Source organism: Streptomyces hazeniae (assembly GCF_031845485.1).
Taxonomy (GTDB): Bacteria; Actinomycetota; Actinomycetes; order Streptomycetales; family Streptomycetaceae; genus Streptomyces; species Streptomyces hazeniae.
The window spans coordinates 1-20,947 of sequence record NZ_JAVREQ010000002.1; the positions used below are offsets into that span (position 1 = coordinate 1).

The 20,947-nt window shown below is 72.5% G+C and carries 20 protein-coding genes; 9 read left to right on the forward strand and 11 right to left on the reverse strand.

Annotated elements, in window-relative coordinates:
• Positions 1–391: 391 nt before the first annotated feature.
• Entirely contained in the window at positions 392–1,420 is a 1,029-nt protein-coding gene (locus RM572_RS03790) for a helix-turn-helix transcriptional regulator (protein WP_311671834.1), read from the reverse strand.
• A gap of 144 nt (positions 1,421–1,564) precedes the next feature.
• Here RM572_RS03790 and RM572_RS03795 point away from each other — a divergent pair, with 144 nt between their 5' ends.
• Together RM572_RS03795 and RM572_RS03800 are read left to right on the forward strand one after the other, a co-directional pair.
• Positions 1,565–2,209 carry a TIGR03086 family metal-binding protein gene (locus RM572_RS03795; protein WP_311671835.1) on the forward strand — a complete coding sequence of 215 codons (645 nt, stop codon included), beginning with the start codon at positions 1,565–1,567 and terminating at the stop codon, positions 2,207–2,209.
• Positions 2,210–2,274: 65 nt separating this feature from the next.
• On the forward strand, positions 2,275–3,006 hold the full coding sequence (locus RM572_RS03800) for an A24 family peptidase (protein ID WP_311671836.1): 732 nt from the start codon (positions 2,275–2,277) through the stop codon (positions 3,004–3,006).
• Between the two features lie 246 nt (positions 3,007–3,252).
• Here the strand turns inward: RM572_RS03800 and mgrA are convergent, their stop codons facing one another.
• Positions 3,253–4,296, reverse strand: a complete 1,044-nt coding sequence (mgrA, locus tag RM572_RS03805) for an L-glyceraldehyde 3-phosphate reductase (protein WP_311671837.1) — start codon at positions 4,294–4,296, stop codon at positions 3,253–3,255.
• A 222-nt stretch (positions 4,297–4,518) separates the two neighbouring features.
• Here mgrA and RM572_RS03810 point away from each other — a divergent pair, with 222 nt between their 5' ends.
• From RM572_RS03810 to RM572_RS03825, 4 genes are all read left to right on the forward strand, one after another.
• Positions 4,519–5,280 (forward strand): isoprenyl transferase, encoded by a 762-nt coding sequence (locus RM572_RS03810; protein ID WP_311671838.1) that lies wholly within the window; start codon positions 4,519–4,521, stop codon positions 5,278–5,280.
• A 309-nt stretch (positions 5,281–5,589) separates the two neighbouring features.
• On the forward strand, positions 5,590–6,927 hold the full coding sequence (locus RM572_RS03815) for a PhoH family protein (protein WP_311671839.1): 1,338 nt from the start codon (positions 5,590–5,592) through the stop codon (positions 6,925–6,927).
• Between the two features lie 389 nt (positions 6,928–7,316).
• Positions 7,317–8,006 carry a lytic transglycosylase domain-containing protein gene (locus RM572_RS03820; protein ID WP_027764290.1) on the forward strand — a complete coding sequence of 230 codons (690 nt, stop codon included), beginning with the start codon at positions 7,317–7,319 and terminating at the stop codon, positions 8,004–8,006.
• Positions 8,007–8,254: 248 nt separating this feature from the next.
• Positions 8,255–9,805 (forward strand): AI-2E family transporter, encoded by a 1,551-nt coding sequence (locus tag RM572_RS03825; RefSeq protein WP_311671840.1) that lies wholly within the window; start codon positions 8,255–8,257, stop codon positions 9,803–9,805.
• A 59-nt stretch (positions 9,806–9,864) separates the two neighbouring features.
• Here RM572_RS03825 and RM572_RS03830 read toward each other — a convergent pair whose 3' ends face one another.
• The 9 genes from RM572_RS03830 to RM572_RS03870 all read right to left on the reverse strand — a co-directional run bounded on the left by RM572_RS03830 (position 9,865) and on the right by RM572_RS03870 (position 18,942).
• Complete coding sequence (locus tag RM572_RS03830) at positions 9,865–10,128, reverse strand: hypothetical protein (protein ID WP_311671841.1); 264 nt, start codon at positions 10,126–10,128, stop codon at positions 9,865–9,867.
• A complete protein-coding gene (locus RM572_RS03835) occupies positions 10,125–11,072 on the reverse strand; it encodes an SPFH domain-containing protein (RefSeq protein WP_311671842.1) in 948 nt (315 codons plus the stop codon). The genes RM572_RS03830 and RM572_RS03835 overlap by 4 nt, the downstream gene beginning before the upstream one ends.
• A 108-nt stretch (positions 11,073–11,180) precedes the next feature.
• On the reverse strand, positions 11,181–13,601 hold the full coding sequence (locus RM572_RS03840; RefSeq protein ID WP_311671843.1) for an FtsX-like permease family protein: 2,421 nt from the start codon (positions 13,599–13,601) through the stop codon (positions 11,181–11,183).
• Complete coding sequence (locus tag RM572_RS03845; RefSeq protein WP_311671844.1) at positions 13,598–14,299, reverse strand: ABC transporter ATP-binding protein; 702 nt, start codon at positions 14,297–14,299, stop codon at positions 13,598–13,600. Before RM572_RS03845 ends, RM572_RS03840 begins: the two co-directional genes overlap by 4 nt.
• A complete protein-coding gene (locus tag RM572_RS03850; RefSeq protein ID WP_311671845.1) occupies positions 14,296–14,820 on the reverse strand; it encodes a PadR family transcriptional regulator in 525 nt (174 codons plus the stop codon). Before RM572_RS03850 ends, RM572_RS03845 begins: the two co-directional genes overlap by 4 nt.
• A 116-nt stretch (positions 14,821–14,936) precedes the next feature.
• A complete protein-coding gene (locus RM572_RS03855; protein ID WP_311671846.1) occupies positions 14,937–16,382 on the reverse strand; it encodes a catalase in 1,446 nt (481 codons plus the stop codon).
• 248 nt (positions 16,383–16,630) lie between these two features.
• Positions 16,631–17,602 (reverse strand): hydrogen peroxide-inducible genes activator, encoded by a 972-nt coding sequence (locus RM572_RS03860; protein WP_311671847.1) that lies wholly within the window; start codon positions 17,600–17,602, stop codon positions 16,631–16,633.
• A gap of 120 nt (positions 17,603–17,722) precedes the next feature.
• A complete protein-coding gene (locus RM572_RS03865; protein ID WP_311671848.1) occupies positions 17,723–17,959 on the reverse strand; it encodes a chaplin in 237 nt (78 codons plus the stop codon).
• Positions 17,960–18,195: 236 nt separating this feature from the next.
• Entirely contained in the window at positions 18,196–18,942 is a 747-nt protein-coding gene (locus RM572_RS03870) for a thioesterase II family protein (RefSeq protein WP_311671849.1), read from the reverse strand.
• Between the two features lie 226 nt (positions 18,943–19,168).
• On the opposite strand from RM572_RS03870, the gene RM572_RS03875 reads away from it, so the two are divergent.
• The 3 genes from RM572_RS03875 to RM572_RS03885 all read left to right on the forward strand — a co-directional run bounded on the left by RM572_RS03875 (position 19,169) and on the right by RM572_RS03885 (position 20,926).
• Positions 19,169–19,351, forward strand: coding sequence for a DUF5302 domain-containing protein (locus tag RM572_RS03875; protein ID WP_311671850.1), 183 nt, complete (start codon positions 19,169–19,171; stop codon positions 19,349–19,351).
• 478 nt (positions 19,352–19,829) lie between these two features.
• Positions 19,830–20,384 carry a peroxiredoxin gene (locus RM572_RS03880; protein ID WP_027764993.1) on the forward strand — a complete coding sequence of 185 codons (555 nt, stop codon included), beginning with the start codon at positions 19,830–19,832 and terminating at the stop codon, positions 20,382–20,384.
• A gap of 5 nt (positions 20,385–20,389) precedes the next feature.
• Positions 20,390–20,926, forward strand: a complete 537-nt coding sequence (locus tag RM572_RS03885) for an alkyl hydroperoxide reductase (RefSeq protein ID WP_311671851.1) — start codon at positions 20,390–20,392, stop codon at positions 20,924–20,926.
• Positions 20,927–20,947 lie beyond the last annotated feature (21 nt).

A 20,947-nucleotide genomic window follows, 5' to 3' on the forward strand; every position in this document is an offset into this window, starting at 1 on the left:
AACGAGCGAAGCGAGAAGACGAAAGCCCGGCCACGGGGCGGCAGCAGCCCGACACGGCACCCCGGAAAGAGACCAACCGCCAAGATCGGCGCTGGCCCGCCACGTCAGAGAGGTGTGGACGCCAGCCACCCACCCCACCCGTCACCAGCGCCCTGAACGCGCCTGCCACCCCCCACCCCCCTCCCGTAGCCCGCCTCTACACCCGCACCACCACGACACCAGCCATTCCGCCACACACCGTCATGTGGAATCCGCTCAGCGTCCGCGCCCGCCCCGCGCCCGTTGCTGCCCCCACCCCCACCCTTCGGCGCTGTGGCGGCGGGCTGGTCCAGGGCCCAGCGCCAGGTCCCGTCGGGGCGGCAGCGGTGTCCTTCCTCTGGACCGGCAGGGCTCAGGGCGTGTCCGGGTCCGGGTCCGGGTCCGGATTTGGGGGCGGCGGGTAGAGGGCGGTGATCTCGCGGGCGGCGCGCAGGAGTTCGGCGCGGGCGGCGGGCGGGTCGAGGACCTCCACGTCGCCGCCGAACTGGAGGAGCTGGCAGACCGCGCCGAAGGCGGGGTAGGCCATGCGGACCTCCGCCCACTCCTCTCTTCCGGTGCCGTCCGGGGGCGGGGAGCCGGGGTCGAGCATGGTGCCACAGATGCGCAGGAAGAGGGCCAGCCGCTCGCGGCGTACGCGGGCGTGGACGCGCACGACGGTCGGGCGCACTTCGACCGCGTCGCGCAGCGCCTCCCACGCCTCGGCCAGTTCGATGCCGGCACGCCGTTGCACCGGGGTGTCCAGCACTCTCGCCGAGGCCACCCGGTCCGCGCGGAACAGCCGGGGCCCGCCGCGCAGGTCGGCGACGAGGTACCAGACGCCGGCCTTCGCGACCAGGCCGTACGGGTCGACGGTGTAGGTTTGCGGTTCGCTGTCCCCGCCGTGCCGGTAGCGCATCCGCAGCCGCCGGTCGGCGAACACGGCGGTGTGCAGGACGTCGAGGTCCACGACGGGACGGTCGCGCCGCTCCCGCCCGGCGTGGCCGAGCTGCCAGCGTTCGGGGTCGACCAGGATGCGGCGGCTGGTGAGTTCGGCGGCTGGACGGTGGGGCGGCGGCAGGGCGGCCATGATCTTCCGCAGCGCCGATCCCAGCGCCCCCTCCAGCCCCAGCGCCGAGTGCGCTCCCTGCGCGGCCAGCACGAACAGGGCGCGGGCCTCGTCCGAGGTGAGCCCGGTCACGTCGGTGCGGAAACCGGGCAGCAGCGCGATCCCGCCGTGGCGCCCGCGCTCGGCGTACACGGGGACCCCGGCGGTGGAGAGGGAGGCGACGTCGCGGTAGATGGTGCGCACCGACACCTCCAGGCGCTCGGCGAGTTCGGCGGCGGGCACGCGACCACGCGTCTGGAGCAGCAGCAGGATGGAGAGCAGCCGGTCCGACTTCATGTCTTCAGCATCGCGCGAAAACCTGACGGAAGCTGTCAGGTATCCGGGGCAGTCTCCCTCTCGCCCTGGTGGACGGGCCGGGAGACCGGGCCGGTGCCGTCGGGGTGCGGACGCGTAGACGGGCACCGACGAGAGGGAACGACCATGAACAGCACGACCTCGCCCCCCGGCAGCAGCACGCCCCCGCCGCCCGGCACGGCGCCGACCCGCGCGGCCGCCGACCCGCGCATCGGGTACGAGGCGGCGGCCGACCAGATGGAGGCGCTGATCGCCTCCGTGTCCCCCGACCGGCTGGGCGCTCCGACTCCCTGCGGGGAGTGGGACGTGCGCACGCTGCTGGAGCACGTCGTCGACGGCACGCAGCGCACGGCGGCGCTGGGTAAGGCGGGCCCGGGGGCGGTCATGGAGGAGGAGACGCCGCGCGGGGTCCCGGACGACGGCTGGCCCGCGGCCTATGCGGAGGCGCGCGCCCGGTTCCGCGCCGCGTGGGCGGACGACGCCGGGCTGGCGGGCCCCTACACCGTGCCGTGGGGCGAGGTGCCCGGTCTCGGCGTGGTGGGTGCCGAGGTGCAGGAGACCGTGGTGCACGCCTGGGACCTGGCCCGCGCACTGGGCGTGGCCGCCGGTCTCGACGCGCGGCTCGCCGAGGCGGCTCTGCCCTTCGCCGAACAGGTCCTCCCCGCCGAACCCCGGGGCGGTGCCGTGCCCTTCGGCCCGGTACGCCCGACCGCTCCGGACGCCGACCCCTACACCCGGCTCGCCGCCTGGCTCGGCCGCGACGTGGGCTGACGGCGGGCCGCGCACCGGCCCGCGGCACCGTACCCGTGCGGTGCCGTGGCGCGTACGCTCACCGCGTGGACGTGGCCGAGGGGTTGAGGGTGCTGGTGGCGGCCGGTTACGGGGCGGGGGCCGGGGCGCTGCTGCCCCGGCCGGCGTACCGCTTGTCGGTGGAGCCGGGGGAGGCGTGGCGGGGCCGGTGCCCGGACGGGCATCCGCTGCGCGGGCGGGGCGGCGGGTGGCTGGGCCGTGCTCGGTGCGGGGTCTGCGGGACGTACGGCCGCTCGGCGCGGGCGTTCTCCGCGGGCTCGGCCCTGGTGTGTGCGGCGCTCGCCCTCGTGGTCGGGCCGCGACCGGAGCTGGCGGTGTGGCTCCTCGGCGTCCCGGTGGCGCTGCTGCTCGCCGCGGTGGACCGGGCCGTCAACCGGCTGCCCGACATCCTCACCATGCCACTGGCGTTCGGTACGGCCGCGCTACTGGGCGTCGCCGCGCTGCTACCCGGAGCGGGCGGGAGCTGGCCTCGTGCCCTGCTCGGAGGGGTGGTGCTGAGCGCCGCCCATGGTGTGTTGTTTCTCATTCAACCGAATGCGATGGGCTTCGGCGACGTGAAGCTCGCCCTGCCGCTGGGGCTGGCCCTGGGCTGGTACGGCTGGGGTGCGCTGCTGACCGGCGCGTTCCTCGGTTTCCTCTCCGGCGCGGTCTACGGAACCGCCCTCGTCCTGCGCGGACGCGCCACCCGGAGCAGCGCGCTCGCCTTCGGCCCCTTCATGGTGCTGGGCACGCTGGGGGGTCTCCTGCTCGCGGCCTGACGCACCCCCGGCGAGGCCGGTCCCGGGGCGTGGGGCCGGGTGCGCCGGACGGGTTCCGGAAGGGTTCCGGAAGGGAAACCCGGCGAGTGTGCTCCGAGCACGGCCCTGGAGGGGCTATGGTGGAAACCCCCCCTCGGGCCGGTCCGACTCCCCCCTCGGACCGGCCCGCTTTTCGTGTGCGGGGTGCCCGCCCCCGGTAGCAGGTGGCGGGGCCCGCTCGCCCCGGCCCCCGTCCGGCCCCGGCGCTCAGCTCTCGCTGCTGCGGGACCAGATGTTCACGCCGGGCTCCGAGGTGGCCAGCGCGTCGATGTCCGCCAGCTCCGCGTCGGTCAGCGCGGGTCCGTCCAGCGCCGCCACGTTCGCCTCCAGTTGCGCCACACTGCTCGCGCCGATGAGCGCCGAGGTCATCCGCGGGTCGCGCAGCACCCAGGACAGGGCGAGCTGCGCGAGGGACTGGCCCCGCTGCTGCGCGATGTCGTTCAGGCCGCCCAGCCGGCGGCGTACCTCGTCCGTCAGCCAGCCGGGGTCGAACGACTTGCCCTGTGTGGCCCGGGAACCCTCCGGGATGCCGCCCAGGTACTTGTCGGTGAGCATGCCCTGCTGGAGCGGGGCGAAGGAGATGCAGCCCATGCTCTCCTCCTCCAGCGTGTCGAGCAGGCCGTCGTCCTCCGTCCACCGGTTGATCATCGAGTAGGACGGCTGGTGGATCAGCGGCCGTACGCCCATGTCGCGCAGCAGCCGCGCCGCCTCGCGCGTGCGCGCCGCGTTGTACGAGGAGACGCCCACGTACAGCGCCTTTCCCTGGTGCACGGCGGAGGCCAGGGCCCCCATGGTCTCCTCGAGCGGGGTGTCCGGGTCGAAGCGGTGCGAGTAGAAGATGTCGACGTAGTCGAGCCCCATCCGCCGCAGCGAGGCGTCCAGCGAGGAGAGCAGGTACTTGCGGGAGCCCCATTCGCCGTACGGGCCGGGGTGCATGTCGTAGCCGGCCTTGGTGGAGATCACCAGCTCGTCGCGGTACGGGCGGAAGTCCTGGGCGAGGAGCGTGCCGAAGTTCAGCTCGGCGGAGCCGGGCGGTGGGCCGTAGTTGTTGGCCAGGTCGAAGTGCGTGACACCGAGGTCGAAGGCGCGGCGCAGGATGGCGCGCTGGGCGCCGAGGGCGCGGTCGTCGCCGAAGTTGTGCCACAGGCCGAGGGAGATCGCCGGGAGTTTCAGCCCGCTGCGGCCGGAGCGCCGGTACGTCATGGTGTCGTAACGGCTGTCCGCGGCGCGGTAGTGGGGTGCGTCGTTCATGAGACCGTCATATCAAGCGGTGACGAACCCGCCTCCTGCCACGCCGGGCGGGTGACCGCAGCGATCGGGGTGACGGTCGTGGCCCCGGTGATCGCGGTGATCCGTGGGCGTGACGGGTGCTTACCCGGGTGGTGGAGTCCGGTTGCCCGGATTCGCCCGGACGGGGGACCGGCAGTAGGGTTCTGTGATTCCCGGACACGGCACGGAGGGCTGGCCATTCCCATGAAGCTTCGCGACCTGGTGTACAGGCTCTACGCGCGGCGGGTGGAGGACCGCCTCGACCTCGCGCGGGTGCCGGAGCACATCGGGGTGATCCTGGACGGCAACCGCCGCTGGGCTCGCGCTTCCGGGGGGACCACCGAGCAGGGCCACCGGGCCGGCGCCGGGAAGATCCAGGAACTGCTGGGCTGGTGCTCCGAGACGGACGTCCAGGTGGTCACGCTGTGGCTGCTCTCCACGGACAACCTGAGCCGCCCGGACAACGAGCTGCTGCCGCTCCTGGGCATCATTGAGGACACGGTGCGCGACCTGGCCGCCGACGGCCGCTGGCGGGTGCACCACGTGGGCCAGCTCGACCTGCTGCCCGGCCGCACCCAGCGGGTGTTGAAGGAGGCCGAGGAGAGGGCCGGCAGTGTGGACGGGATAGTCGTGAACGTCGCCGTCGGGTACGGCGGCCGGCAGGAGATCGCCGACGCCGTGCGCTCGCTGCTCGCCGACCACGCCGGCCGCGGCACCGGCCTCCACGAGCTGGCCGAGAACCTCACCGTCGAGGACATCGCCGAACACCTCTACACCAGCGGCCAGCCCGACCCGGACCTGGTGATCCGCACCAGCGGGGAGCAGCGGCTGTCCGGCTTCATGCTCTGGCAGAGCGCCCACTCGGAGTACTACTTCTGCGACGTGTTCTGGCCGGCCTTCCGCAAGGTCGACTTCCTGCGGGCGATGCGCGACTACGCCGCCCGCCACCGCCGCTACGGGGGCTGACCCCCGCACGCGCCCCCCTCGCCCGCGCCACCTCGCGCCGGGGCGCTCGTCACCGAACCGAAACGTGCCCGTTCGCGTGGTGTCGCCCCCCGTTGCATGCTCCTTCGCTCCGGCGGGAATATCTCACATGGCCGCGCCGTCCACGGAGCGGCCGCCGGGAGGCCCGTTGAGCGACCACGGAAGACCGCGCCCCAAGCGCGGCGACCGTCGGGAGAGGGCCGGAGTCCGGCCCGTTCTACGTGGCCCGACCCGGTCTCTTCCCCCGCGACGCCGTCGCTTCCGACCTCATCCGAGGGGGTACGTCCACCCGTGGCGAACAGCAAGAAGCGCCTCACACCCGACCGGCGCACCTATGTGATCGACACCAGCGTCCTGCTCGCCGATCCGGCGGCCATGACCCGCTTCGACGAGCACGAGGTCGTGCTCCCGGTGGTCGTGGTCACGGAGCTGGAGGCCAAGCGCCACCACCCGGAGCTGGGCTACTTCGCGCGGCAGGCCCTGCGCCTCCTCGACGAGTACCGGATCCGGCACGGCAGGCTGGACGTGCCGTTGCCGGTCGGCGAACTCGGCGGGACGCTGCGCGTCGAGCTCAACAACACGGACGTCGCCGTGCTCCCCGCTGCCCTTTCCAAGGGGCACGGGAGAATGGAGGACAACGACACCCGCATCCTCGCGGTGGCCCGCAACCTCCAGGCCGAGGGCTACGACGTCACGGTCGTCTCGAAGGACCTGCCGCTGCGCATCAAGGCGTCGTCGGTCGGCCTGCTCGCCGAGGAGTACCGCGCGGAACTCGCCATCACGGACTCCGGCTGGACCGGCATGGCGGAACTGACGCTGCCCGGGGAGGACATCGACGAGCTCTTCGCGCAGGAGTCCGTGCTCCTGCCGCAGGCCGCCGACCTGCCCGTGCACACCGGCCTGGTGCTCCAGTCGGAGAAGGGCAAGGCGCTCGGGAGGGTGACGGCGGAGGGCCGAATCAAGCTGGTGCGCGGCGACCGTGAGGTGTTCGGCATCAAGGGCCGCAGCGCCGAGCAGCGGATCGCGCTGGACCTGCTGCTCGACCCGGAGATCGGCATCCTCTCCATGGGCGGCCGGGCGGGCACGGGCAAGAGCGCGCTGGCGCTGTGCGCCGGCCTGGAGGCCGTGCTGGAAAGACGGCAGCACCGGAAGGTGATGGTCTTCCGCCCGCTGTACGCGGTGGGCGGGCAGGACCTCGGCTACCTGCCGGGCACCCACGACGAGAAGATGAACCCCTGGGCGCAGGCCGTCTTCGACACGCTGTCGGCGGTGACCAGCCGGGACGTCATCGAGGAGGTCGTCGCCCGCGGCATGCTCGAGGTGCTGCCGCTGACGCACATCCGGGGCCGTTCGCTGCACGACGCGTTCGTCATCGTGGACGAGGCCCAGTCCCTGGAACGGAACGTGCTGTTGACGGTGCTCTCGCGCATCGGGCAGGACTCGCGCGTCGTTCTCACCCATGACGTGGCACAGCGGGACAATCTGCGCGTCGGCCGGTACGACGGAGTGGTGGCGGTCGTGGAACGGCTCAAGGGCCACCCGCTCTTCTCGCACATCACGCTCACGCGTTCGGAGCGTTCGCCGATCGCCGCGCTGGTGACCGAAATGCTGGAGGAAGGTCGGATTTAATACCCTGCCCCGCCAGTTGGCGGCCGAGTCTCGTACGAGTGGGCGAAGCAGCTTACTCATCCGGGGCTCGGCCGCACCCGTGTTTCCGGCAAACACACCCGCCAAACCCCCTGTGAACTTTCCCACTCGGTGCAGAATTGCCTCAACCCCGCCGCGTCCGGCAGGGTGTGGGTTCTGTCAGGCCCCGCATACGGCACTCCAGCACCCCAGCGGTGCAGCACCACACAAGTCAACAGCCGTCAGCCGTATGCCGCCCGAGGAACCACGCGGGCTCCCGCCATCGGGAGACCGCCCGGGCCCGCGACTCCCGCAACGGTGTGGGGGTCCAGCGCCAGGGGCACGATTGCGCCCGCGGGTCCCTCCCGTGGGCGATGTGGGAAGGAAACCGTGTGAGCCGGATTTCGGTCCGGGGATTCGCCGTGGCGTCAGCCACCGCGGTCACCACTGTCGGCGCCGTCGTCGGTGTGGCTTCGGGGAGCGAGCAGGCACCCTCGAACGACATCGAGGCCACTGCCGCCGACGCGACGCTCCTCGCCGACATACCTGCGGGTGGCAACGCCCAGGTTCAGACCGTCTCCCTGACGCAGCAGGCGGACGCCCAGACGACCGCTGCGCACTCCGAAGCCAAGAAGTCGGCCCAGGAGGCCGCGCGCAAGCAGGCCGCCGAGGACGCCGCCGCCAAGAAGGAGGCGGCCGAGGAAGCGGCACGCGAGGCGAAGGAGCGCGAGGAGGCCGAGGCCGCCAGCCGCAACGCCGAGCGTACGGACTTCGCCGTCCAGTCCTCGTACACCACCGCCGAGGTCCAGGCGATGGCACGGCAGATCGTCGGAGCAGGCCAGTTCCAGTGCTTCTCCAACATCGTCGACCACGAGTCGGGCTGGGACTACACCGCCACCAACCCGTCCTCCGGCGCGTACGGCCTGATGCAGGCCCTGCCCGGGACGAAGATGGCTTCCGCCGGCGCCGACTGGCGGACCAATCCGGCGACCCAGATCAAGTGGGGCGTGAACTACATGAACGACCGCTACGGCAGCCCGTGCGGCGCATGGGACTTCTGGCAGGCCAACAACTGGTACTGAGCCGGCCGCAGCCCTGAGCACCCGCTCCCGCCGAGGAGCGTTCCGGGCCGCCGCAGCACGCATGACTGCCCCTGACCGGGATACTGGTCAGGGGCAGCTGCATGTGCGGGGAGTGACCACGGTGGCGTGGGGGGCGGAAGGCAACCTTCCGCGCCGGTAACGTCGTCCCCCACACGACGAGCAGGCGCGCAGCGCGGGCGACCGCACAGCACACGGGACACGGGACCCACGGGGGGCGGAGGAACGGGATGGAACGGGAACGCAGGGTCGACAGGTTCCTGGACGGCGTGCAGAAGTGGGCCGCCCGCGCCGCCGAACGCCGGGCGCGGGCCACCATGGACGATGCGGCGCTCTCCGGACCCGGCGGGTCCGGTTCCGGGCCGGGCGGCGGTTCGGGTTCGGGCTTCGGTTCCGGGGACGACGGCGAGCAGGACCCGCGCGGCTACCCGGCACCCCCCTCCTACGCGCCGGCCGTCGTGGCCAAGCCCGAGCCGGCCGCCGCGATCCCGTGGGGCATGCGGGTGGCGGCCGAGGCCGGCTGGCGGCTGCTCGTCCTGGCCGGCGTCATCTGGGTGCTCACCAAGGTCGTCAGCACCGTCAGCCTGCTGATCATCGCGTTCTCCGCAGGCCTGCTGATCACCGCGCTGCTCCAGCCCACGGTGGCCCGGCTGCGCCGGCTGGGCGTCGCCCGGGGTCTGGCGACCCTGCTCACGTTCATCATGGGCACCGTCTTCATCGGTCTCATCGGCTGGTTCGTCGCCTGGCAGATCATGGAGAACCTGCCGACCCTGACCGAGCGCATCCAGGACGGCATCGAGGAGCTCAAGAGGTGGGCCGTCAACGGCCCCTTCCACGTCTCCGAGGACCAGGTCAACAACATCGCCGGCACGGTCAGCGACTGGATCGGCGACAACAGCAAGACCATCACCAGCGCGAGCCTCACCGGTGTGACCGTGGTGCTGGAGTTCTTCTCCGGCGCGCTGCTGGCCATGTTCGTGACGCTGTTCCTGCTGTACGACGGCCGCCGGGTGTGGGACTGGACCCTCAACTTCGTCCCCGCCGCCGCGCGGGAGGGCGTCGCCGGAGCCGGCCCGCGGGCGTGGGTCACCCTCACCGGGTACGTGCGCGGCACGGTGATCGTCGCCCTGATCGACGGTCTCTTCATCGGCATCGGCCTCTACTTCCTCGACGTGCCGATGGCGGTGCCGCTCGCCGTGCTGATCTTCCTCTTCTCCTTCGTGCCCATCGTGGGTGCCGTGACCTCCGGTGCGCTGGCGGTTCTGGTCGCGCTGGTCACGAACGGCCTGTTCACCTCGCTGCTCGTGCTCGCGGTGGTGCTGGCCGTCCAGCAGATCGAGAGCCACATCCTGCAGCCCTTCATCCTGGGGCGGCTGGTGCGGGTGCACCCACTGGGCGTGGTCCTGTCCGTCACCGCGGGCGGCCTCATCGCCGGCATCCCCGGCGCCGTGGTGGCCGTGCCGCTGGTCGCGGTGACCAACACGGCCGTCGGCTACCTGCGGGCGTACGCGCACGAGCAGGCGGTACGGCGCTCCACGGAGGGACGGGGCCCGGGACCGTACGGCGCGACGGTCGCGGCGGTCGCGCCCACGTCCGCGCCGTCGGCTTCGACGAGCGCTGCGAGGCCGGCCGAGCCGACGACCGCTCCTCCCGCGCCGGAGCAGCGGGACATCGCCGACGATGCGGCGGACGCCGCTCCCGGCGCCCCCGACGAGGGGAACGGCCCCGGCGGCAGCGGGAACGGCCCCGGCACCGGCAGCGAACAGCCGCCGCACCGCTGACCCTCCCGCCTCCGGGCCGCACCGGCACCCGGTGCCGCCGTCGCGGCGGGCCTCGCGGGTCAGGAGTCGGAGGGCGGGCGGCCGCGGCGGGGGTGGGGCCGGGCGTCGCGGGGCAGCCGCCCCGCCGCGCGCAGCGCCTCCCGCAGCAGGTAGTCGATCTGCGCGTTCGTGGAGCGCAGTTCGTGTGCCGCCCAGCGCGCCAGCGCGTCGTGCATCGCCGGGTCCAGGCGCAGCAGCACCTGCTTGCGCTGCTGCGCCCGCCGCTTCGGGGGCGGTGCACCCTCGTCGTCGTCGGCGGCGGCGGCGCCGCCGTCGGCGGTCACTGGTGGAGCGTCCCGGTGTTCAGCACGGGCTGCGGGGACCGGTCGCCGCACAGCACGACCAGCAGGTTGCTCACCATGGCCGCCTTGCGCTCCTCGTCGAGTTCCACGAAGTCCTGCGCCGCGATCCGGCTCACCGCGTCCTCGACCATGCCGCATGCGCCGTCGACGATGGTCTTCCGTGCCGCGACCACCGCGCCGGCCTGCTGTCGCTGGAGCATCGCGGAGGCGATCTCCGGCGCGTAGGCGAGGTGGGTGAAGCGGGACTCGATGATGGTGACGCCGGCCGCCTGCACGCGCGCCGTCAGTTCGACGGCGAGCTTCTCGGTGATCTCCTCGGCGTTGCCGCGCAGCGACAGTGCGTCCTCGTCGTGGGCGTCGTACGGGTACTCGATGGCGATGTGCCGGACGGCGGCCTCGGTCTGGGTGGAGACGAACTCGACGTAGTCGTCCACCTCGAAGGTGGCCTGCGCGGTGTCCGCGACCTGCCACACGACGACCGCGGCCAGCTCGATCGGGTTGCCGTAGGCGTCGTTGACCTTGAGCACGGCGGTCTCGTGGTTGCGGACGCGGGTGGAGATCTTGGTGCGGGTGGTCAGCGGGTTGACCCAGCGCAGGCCGTCGGCGCGGATGGTGCCGGTGTAGCGGCCGAAGAACTGGACCACGCGCGCTTCGCCGGGGGCGACCATGTTGAGGCCGGCCATGGCGAAGACGGAGCCGATCAGCAGCACGATGCCGATGATCAGCAGCGGCGCGCCGACGCCCGCGGTCCCGTTGCCGATGAGGGTGCCGCCGAGGGCGATGCCGCCCGCGCCGAGCAGGAAGCCGACGAGGCCGAAGAGGAGCGCGAGGCCGCCGCCGATGCTGTGTGCGGCCTTCTCCCGCACCTGGGGTGCCGGCATGTCGGGCAGTTCGTCGGGCTGGGCGGTCATGTCGTGGTCGGGCATGGTGGTTCCCCCGTTTCGCGTACGGTGCTGGTCTAGCAAAGTGATATCACTTTAAGGGGTGGCGGCGGTCCGGTCCAGCCCCCCGTGCCGGCCCGGACCGCCGCCCGTTCACTCCGTGCGCAGGCCGTCCGGCCGCATCAGCCGCCACAGCACCGGCAGGCTCAGCAGGGTCACCACGACGATCAGCGCACCGCCGAGCCCGGTCATCGCCCCGAGTGCCGCCCCGTCGACGCCCATCGGCAGGCCGGCGATCCGCAGCAGCACCGCGCCGAGCCCGGCACCGGTGAGGGCCGCGAGCGCGAGGCCCAGCAGGACGGGGAGCGCGGTCTGCCAGAGCACCGACCAGGCGAGCGTCGAGCGCCGGGTGCCGAAGGCGACCAGCACCGACAACAGCCGCTTGCGCTCCCGGAGCTGTTCCAGCACCGAGACGATCATGCTGGCGCCGATCAGGACCAGGATCCCCACCGCGCCCACGTACAGGCCGCGCTGGATCATCTGGAGTTCGCGGCTGGTGTTCTCCGAGGTGAGGTCCATGACGTACGGGTCGGGCCCCACCGCGGCGACCGCGTTGCGCACGTACTCCCGGGCCTCGGGTTCGCCCGGGTCCAGGCGGACGAACAGCGCGGCCCTGGCGGACGGGAACCGCCCGGCGTCCAAGGCCCCGGGCGTCGCCAGCACCCCTTCGGTGAGCCACCCCGACGGGTCCTCGAGGGTCTTCACCGTGCGGGCGTCCTCGGGCACGGTCCAGATGCCGGGGTCCGGCTCCGTGCGCTTCCGGCCGTCCTCCTGAGCAGGGTTGTCGAGGTCGAGCCGCGTGCCCGGCTCGACGTCCAGGGCGTACGAGGAGTGCTGCTCGCGGGCAGGAGCGAGGAACACGTCTCCGTTCTCGCAGGAGGGCAGCGGTGCCAGCCGTCGCAGGGTGGCGCAGTCGGCGACGTTGACGCCGACCCAGGGTGAGTCGTCCGGGTTCTCGCCCGCCTCGAACACGTAGCCGCGGGTGACGCCCCAGGCGTCCCGCACGCCCCGGGCGTCCGCCAGCCGGGCGGCGAACGCGTCCGCACCGCCCACGGCGGAGGGGTCCGCGTGCACGGCCATCTGGGCGCGCGTGGGGTCCTGCCCGGTCTGCCGCGTCTCCTGTTCGGCGACGGAGCCGAGAAGACCGGCCAGGGCGATCGAACCGGCCACCGCGACGGTGATGCCGCTGACCGCGCGGGCCGCCGTGCCGCTGTCGAGCTGGAGCCGGCGCACCGCGAGCTGGAACGGCAGGCGGCCGCCGTGCAGGCGCCGTACCGCGAACTCCACGAGCCACGGCAGCAGCGCCGTGACGCCCACCAGAATCAGCACGATGCCGCCCGCCACCATCGCGGTCTCGAACTGTCCGCCCTCCTCGGCGAAGTCACCGAACAGCGGGACGAGCAGGCCGAGTCCGAGCACCGGCGGGATCAGCCGCCACCACAGGCGGCGTCGCCGCGGCTCCGACCTGCGCACCACGCCCAGCGGCTCGATCACCACGCCGCGCAGCGCCAGCAGCGTCACCAGCACGGCGCAGCCGGGGACGGCCAGCGCGATGAGCACGGTGATCAACGGGTCGGGCACCACGTCCGAGGTGAAGACGCTCAGCTCCCGCATCCGCAGCCCGCTGAGGGCGGGGCGCAGGGCCAGGAAGCCCGCGGTGCCGACGGCGAGGCCGAGCAGCGCGGCCGCTCCCGCCTCGCCCGCAGCGATACGGCGGGTCGCCCGGCCGTCGGTGCCGACCAGGCGCAGCGCGGCGAGTCTCCGGTCGCGCCGTTCGGTGCCGAACCGTACGGCGGCCGCCATGAAGGCGCCCACCGGCAGCAGCAGCACCACGCAGATCACGACGATGAGCAGCAGCAGGACCGGGTGCAGCGGTTCGGGCGGGCCCACGACGTCGAACCGGTCGATGCGGGAGGCGTTGTCCACCTCGGCCAGTTCGTCGCTGCCCGCGTAGTAGGTGAGTTCGCCGGGGCCGGCCAGGCCCTCCTTGGTGATGGTGCCGACGATCTCGTACGGCAGCCGCTCCTGGAGCAGCGCGCCGTCGGGCGCGTCGAGCAGGTCGTGCAGCGCGGGGGAGGCCAGCATCTCGCCGGGGCCGGGCAATGCGTCGATGCCGGGCGGCACCGGCGGCCGGTCGCCCTCCGGCTGGAGGATGCGCCCGCGCACCCGTTCGCCGTGGTAGGTGGTGTCGGTGGTGAGCTGGAGCGCCGACCGGTCGGACTTCTGGATCGCCGCCCCGCCCGAGGTGAAGCCGTAGTTCTCGCGGGCGTCGGTGCGTGCCTCGCGGGCGCCGATCATGTTCGGCACGGACGCCGCCACCAGCAGCACCGTCACCCCGAGGCCGACGCCGAACGCCGTGAGCACCGTGCGCGCCCAGCCCTCGCGTCCGCCGCCGACCGCGAAGCGGGCGCCCATGGCGAGGTCCGCGGCCCAGCGGCGCAGCGTGCCGGGCTGTGGACGGTCCCGGTCCGCTTGGGGGGCGGGCGGGGGCGGGGCGAGTGTCGTCCGGGTCATCGGGTCGCACCCGCCAGGTCCTGCGCCCGTCCGTCCCGCACGACGACCTCGCGGTCGGCGTAGGCGGCGACCCGTGACTCGTGGGTGACCAGCACGACGGCGGCGTTCGTGTCCCGTGCGGCGTCGGTGAGCAGCTCCATGACGTGCTCCCCGTTGAGTGAGTCGAGCGCGCCGGTCGGCTCGTCGGCGAACACCACCCGGGGGGTGCCGACCAGTGCGCGGGCGATGGCCACGCGCTGACCCTGGCCGCCGGAGACCTGGCCCGGCCGGTGGTGGCGGACGTCCGCGACCTCCAGCCGCTCCAGCCACTCGACGGCGCGCGCCTCCGCCTGCTTGCGGCCGGTTCCGGTCAGCCGCAGCGGCAGGGCGACGTTCTCCGCGCAGGTCAGCTCCGGCACGAGCTGGCCGAACTGGAAGACGAAGCCGAAGTCGGAGCGGCGCAGGGCGCTGCGGCGGGCGTCGGACAGCCCGGAGAGGTCCTGGCCGCGGTAGCGGACCGAGCCCGCGTCCGGCGGCACGATGCCGGCCAGGCAGTGCAGCAGAGTGGACTTGCCGGAGCCGGAGGGCCCCATCACGGCGACGACCTCGCCGGCGTGCAGCGAGAAGTCCGCGCCGGCCAGGGCGGGCGTGGCGCCGTAGGTCTTGTGCAGGCCGGTGGCGGTGAGCAGGGCGTGCGCCGTCGTGGCGTGCTCGGTCATGACCGCACCTCCGCGGCGAGCTTGTCGAGCCGGGCGGCGGCGAGTTCGAGCCAGCGCAGGTCGGCCTCCAGATGGAACAGGGCGTGGTCGCAGATCAGCTGGTCCGCGAGGTCGCCGTCGCGCTTGCGGCGGGTGAGCTCCCGCATCAGCCGCAGGTGCTCGGTGCGCTGGACGTCCAGGAGGTGGGCGGCGTCCCGGCCGGTGAGCAGCGAGAGCACGACCTTGCTGTAGAGCACGCTCTGGAGGTACGGCTCGGGCTTCTCCGGGCGGCCGAGCCAGGTGTCGACGTCGGTGACCCCGGCGTCGGTGATGGCGTAGCGCTTGCGGTCCGGGCCCTCGCCGGCCTCTATCCCCTCGACCTCGACGAGGCCGTTCTTGAGCAGCCGGGACATGGTCGAGTAGACCTGCCCGTAGTGCAGCTGCCGGTCGTGACCGAAGCGCTCGTCGAAGGCGCGCTTGAGGTCGTAACCGTGACGTGGCCCGGACTCCAGAAGGCCGAGCAGAGTGTGACTGATGGACATGACCGGGACTGTACACCATGTGTATACACGCGATGTATACCCGGGAGAGCAGCGACCCCCGTCCGGACGGAACGGTGGACGGGGGCCGCGGCGGTGGGGGGTCGCGCCGGTGCGGGTCAGCCGCCGTTGACGGCGGTGGCGATCCGGTCGCCGACGTTCTTGTCGATGTTGCGCCAGTACTGCAGCGCGCGGTCCAGCACCGGGCGGCTCACCCCGTCGAGCAGGTGTCCGGTGACGTTGCCCACCAGGCGGTCCCGGGCGGCGTCGTCCAGCACCTGCCGGACCATGGTCCCGGGCTGTCCCCAGTCGTCGTCCTCGCTGCGCAGCGCGTACGCCTCGCGGACCATCTCGCCCGCCGTGGCCCAGCCGTCCGGCTCGCCGAACCGCGCGGTGTCGGCCTCCGGGCCGCCGTAGGAGTTGGGTGCGTACGGCCGGGCGGTGTTCGGCGGCTCGTAGCGCATCGGGCCGTCCTTCGCGTACGACCGCACCGGCGCCTGCGGGCGGTTGGGCGGCAGCTGGACGTAGTTCGGCCCGATCCGGTACCGGTGCGTGTCGGGGTAGGAGAAGAGCCGGCCCAGCAGCATCTTGTCCGGCGACGGGCCGATGCCCGGTACCAGGTTCGACGGCTCGAACGCCGCCTGCTCGATGTGGACGAAGAAGTCCTCCGGGTTCCGGTTCAGCGTCATCCGGCCGACCTCGATCAGCGGGTAGTCGCCGTGCGGCCAGACCTTGGTCAGGTCGAACGGGTTGAACCGGTAGTCCGGCGCGTCGTCGAACGGCATGACCTGCACGTACATCGTCCAGGTCGGGGCCTCACCCCGCTCGATGGCGTCGAAGAGGTCCCGCCGGTGGAAGTCGCCGTCCTCGCCGGCGAGCCGGTCCGCCTCCTCCTGGGGCAGGAAGTCGATGCCCTGGTCGGTCTTGAAGTGATATTTGACCCAGAAGCGCTCGCCGCCGCCGTTGACCCACATGTAGGTGTGCGAGCTGTACCCGTTCATGTGGCGCCAGGAGCGGGGAATGCCCCGGTCGCCCATCAGCCAGGTGACCTGGTGCGCCGACTCGGGGGAGAGCGTCCAGAAGTCCCACTGCATGTCGTGGTCGCGCAGCCCGTTGTCCGGACGGCGCTTCTGGCTGCGGATGAAGTCCTGGAACTTCGACGGGTCGCGCACGAAGAACACCGGGGTGTTGTTGCCGACCATGTCGTAGTTGCCGTGCTCGGTGTAGAACTTCAGCGCGAAGCCGCGCGGGTCCCGCCAGGTGTCGGGACTGCCCTGCTCGCCCGCGACGGTGGAGAACCGGGCCAGCATCCCGGTCCTCCGGCCCGGCTGGAACAGGTCCGCCTTGGTGTACTGGCTGACGTCGTTGGTCACCTCGAAGACGCCGTACGCGCCGCCGCCCTTGGCGTGCACCACCCGCTCGGGGACCCGCTCCCGGTTGAACTGGGCCATCTTCTCGATCAGGTAGTGGTCCTGGAGCAGGATCGGTCCGTCGGGGCCGACGGTCAGCGAGTGCTCGTCGCTCTCCACCGGGATACCCGCGTTGTTGGTCGTGTAGCCGGTCATGAAACTTCTCCCGTCCCGCGTGACTGTGCGGTTCTCCATGCGGATCCGGCCCTTCCACCCGGGCGCCTCGGGCAACCCGTCCGTCCGCCGTTCGGCGGCGGTCCGGGCACCGGACGCGGAGGGTGCGGGACCGGCGTGTCGCCGGGTACCCCGTCACCGCGCACGGGTCACCTCCCGTCCGGCTCCGGTGGGTGTGACGGCGCGGGGCGGCGCGTGGAGGCGTCGCGGCTGCGCCGGTCGGGCGTCCGTCAGCCGTGGGCCGGGCGCACCGGCAGCTCGGACAGCGCCTCGCGCAGCGCGTCCGCGAAGGCGGCGAACTCCTCGCCGCGGGCCGCGCCGCCGCGCATGGCCAGCACGATCCGCCGGTACGGGGCCGGCTCGGCGAAGTCGCCCGTCGCCAGCTGCTCGCTGCGCCCGGTCTCCAGGCGGACGGCCGTGCGCGGCAGCAGGGTGACACCCATGCCGCCGGCGACCAGCTGCACCAGCGTGGACAGGCCGGCCGCGCTGGTGGTCAGCGAACCGCCGGGCGACCGGCCGGCCTCGCGGCAGACGTCGAGGGTCTGGTCCCGCAGGCAGTGACCCTCGTCCAGCAGCAGCAGATCCAGCTCGCGCAGCGCGCTGCGCGGCACGTCGCGCTGCCCGGCGTACGCGTGCGTCTGCGGGGTGACCAACACGAAGTCCTCGTCGAAGAGCGGGATCTCGGTCACGCCGGCGGTGGTGAGCGGCGCGGCGAGCAGCAGCACGTCCAGCCGCCCCCCGACGAGTCCGTCCAGCAGCGAGGCGGTCTGCTCCTCGTGCACCTGGAGGTCCAGCGCCGGGTACCGCTCGTGCACCAGGCGCAGCACGGTGGGCAGCAGGTAGGGGGCGCAGGTGGGGATGACCCCCAGCCGCAGCACGCCGGTGAACGGTGCGCGGGCGGCCTCCGCCTCGTCCAGCAGTTCGGCGAAGCACTCCAGCACCCGGTGGGTGCGTGCGGCGAGCCGCTCACCGGCGGGGGAGAGGAGGACCTTCCGGGTGGTGCGCTCCAGCAGCTGCACGCCCAGGGACTCCTCCAGCGCGGCGACGGCGCCGGAGAGGGCCGGCTGGCTCATGCCGATGGCGGCCGCGGCGTCGCGGAAGTGCAGATGCTCCGCGACGGCGGCGAACGCGCGGAGCTGGGACAGGGTGGGCCGGCGGGGGGCGCCGCGCCTGGGCGAAGTGATCTCGGGCCTCCGGTACACGGCTTCCGGTCGGTCTGGAGCCGATGCTAACCGGGGCCGGTCCGTGCGTCCTCCGGGCTGCCGGACGGGCCGGAGGGGCGGGCTCCGGCCCGCCCCTCCGGCTTCCACCCCGGTACGGCGTCAGTCGTTGACGCAGCCGTTGCCGAACGTCGGGTTGAGGGCGCCGACCAGGTTGAGGCTGTTCCCGCACGCGTTGACCGGCACGTGGATCGGCACCTGGACGACGTTGCCGGAGAGCAGGCCCGGCGAGTTGGCGGCCGCGCCGCGCGCGATGCTGTCGGCGGAGGCGGTGCCCGCGGCGCCCAGGACGCCAACGGTGGCGAGGGCGACGGCGGCGAGCGAGGTACGAACGCGCATGGTGACTCCTGTGTGTAGTGGTGCGGTCACAGAGCATCACAGCCTAGATGCGGCGGCCTCGCATGCCGGAGACCTTCGACGGAGTGGCGCGCCACTTTCCCGCTGCGGCGGAGTGCGGCCGGAGGGGAGGCGTCTCAGGAGGACCCGCGACCGCGGCTGACGTGCGCGGAACATCCACCGCGCAGCCCCCGCACATCCACGTCCGGCACGCCGGCGGCACCGGCGGGTGTCCGGCGTCAGCCGGTGACCGGTGCGGTCCTCCGGGGACCCTCGGCGGGGGACAGCGCCCGGTGGACGTCCTCGACGAGCTGCCGGAGCACCGCGGCGGGGTCGGGCTGGAAGTAGAAGTGGCCGCCCTCGAACAGCCGCAGCCCGAGGAAGCGGTCCGCCCGGTCGGCCCAGCCCGCCAGCCGCTCGGGTGGGGCCACGGCGTCGTCCCTGCCCCCGAACACCGACAGCGGTACGGGCATCGGCGTGCTCTCCGGGCGCGGCCGCCAGGTCTCCACCAGGCGCAGGTCGTTGCGGATGACGGGAGCGAACAGCTCCCAGATGTCGCGGTTCTCCAGGACGGCGCCCGGCGTGCCCCCCATGGCCACGAGTTCGCGGCGGAGCTCGCCGTCGGAGAGCAGGTGCCGCTGGGTGCCCTCGCCCTCCGGGCGGGGCGTACTCCGGGCGGACAGCCCCAGCCAGCGAGGCGGTACACGGCCGGCGTCCAGAATGCGGCGGGTCAGCTCGTACGCGATCAGCCCGCCCATGCTGTGGCCGAAGAAGGCGTAGTCGCCGTCGAGTTCAGGGTCGAGGTGCTTCAGGAAGTGGTCCACCAGGCGCTCGGCGTCCGGGATGGGCTCCAGGTCCGCCCCCAGACCGCGGCCCGGCGCGTCCACCAGCCGCACGTCCCACGAGGACGGCAGCAACGCGGGCCAGCCGCGGTAGGGGAGGTGCGAGCCACCGGCGTGGTGGAAGACGAACAGGCGCAGTTCCATGAGGGCTTCCCCTCGGTCCGTGGTCGCGGGCGGCCTCCCGCGCTCACCGGGCATCCTCCCACGCTGTCGACCGCGGCACGGTGCTCGGGGCCGACGCCGCTCGGCAAGGGCCGGTGTCCGTCGATACCGCACAGGGTGACGGGTGCCGGGAAGGGATAATCGATCGCCTGCCGCAGCATTCTGTGCCAGGCTGAGCGCGCGCTGCGCATCGCATCGAGGAGGTCCTATGCCCGACGTGCAGGACAGCAGTGACGGTAGGGAAGACGCCCGCGCGAAATTCCGTGAGGCGCTCGACCGCAAGAAGAAGTCCTCGGGGGCGAGGAGGGCGCACGAAGAGGGCCGCATGAAGGTCAAGGGCATGGGCGGCCCCATGGGACAGAAGCGCTTCACCCGGCGCAAGACCGGCTGAACAGCAACCTTCCCGCCCCGGAAGGGGTCCGGCTGCCGTTTTCCCCGAGCCTCCCGGCTCGGGGAAAACGGCAGCTCTTTCGTGCCCGGAAACGGTCGCCGGAGCGGAGTACCGACCGGAACGGGGCCGGATCCGGGGCGCTCCCTTCCCGCGGGTTCCCTGCGATCCCGCGTTTTCCGCGTCCCTTCCGGTGCGACCCGGAATGCATGCGAGAAACCGCGTGAGGAATGCCGGAGGTGCGCGTCGGGAGGCGAAGAGGGGAGTGCGCCGGCGCGCGCGCGCCGCCGCCCCGGCGCCGGTGTGGGGAACACCACGCGGTCGCACGCCGCAGACCCCCGCCACCTGCATAAATAGGGAGATCTAATCAAGTTCTTCGATCGTGTCGATTTAACTGATCAATACCGGCTGTGGCAGGGTGAAGATCGTCCAACCCATGGAAGGCCCGCACCAGGGGCTTTCCGCTGTGCAAGGAGAGCGCGTGCTCACTGTCGGTGACAAGTTCCCCACCTTCGACCTGACCGCCTGTGTGTCCCTGGAGAAGGGGCAGGAGTTCCAGCAGATCGACCACAAGACCTACGAGGGCAAGTGGAAGATCGTCTTCTTCTGGCCGAAGGACTTCACCTTCGTGTGCCCGACGGAGATCGCGGCCTTCGGCAAGCTGAACGAGGAGTTCGCCGACCGCGACGCGCAGGTCCTGGGCGTCTCCGGCGACAGCGAGTTCGTGCACCACGCGTGGCGCAAGGACCACGACGACCTGCGCGACCTGCCGTTCCCCATGCTCGCCGACTCCAAGCACGAGCTGATGCGTGACTGCGGGGTCGAGGGCGAGGACGGCTTCGCCCAGCGTGCCGTCTTCATCGTGGACCAGAACAACGAGATCCAGTTCTCCATGGTGACCGCCGGTTCCGTCGGCCGTAACCCCAAGGAGGTCCTCCGGGTCCTCGACGCGCTGCAGACCGACGAGCTGTGCCCCTGCAACTGGACCCAGGGCGAGGACACCCTCGACCCCGTCAAGCTGCTGGCCGGTGAGTGACCGGTATGTCGCTCGCTGACCTGAAGTCGGCGCTGCCCGACTACGCCAAGGACCTCAAGCTCAACCTGGGCTCCGTCATCGGCAACTCCGACCTCCCGCAGCAGCAGCTGTGGGGCACGGTGCTGGCCTGCGCGATCGCGGCCCGCTCGCCGATCGTGCTGCGCGAGCTGGAGCCCGAGGCCCGGGAGAACCTCAGCCCCGAGGCCTACACGGCCGCGAAGTCCGCCGCCGCGGTGATGGCGATGAACAACGTCTTCTACCGCACCCGGCACCTCCTCTCCGACCCCGAGTACGGCACCCTGCGCGCCGGCCTGCGGATGAACGTCATCGGCAACCCGGGCGTGGAGAAGGTCGACTTCGAACTGTGGTCGCTCGCGGTCTCCGCGCTCAACGGCTGCGGCATGTGCCTCGACTCGCACGAGCAGGTGCTGCGCAAGGCCGACGTGGACCGGGAGACCGTCCAGGAGGCCTTCAAGATCGCCTCGGTGATCCAGGCCGTGAGCACCACGGTCGACGCCGAGGCCGCGCTGGCCACCGCCTGACGCACCCGCCGGCACGCGACG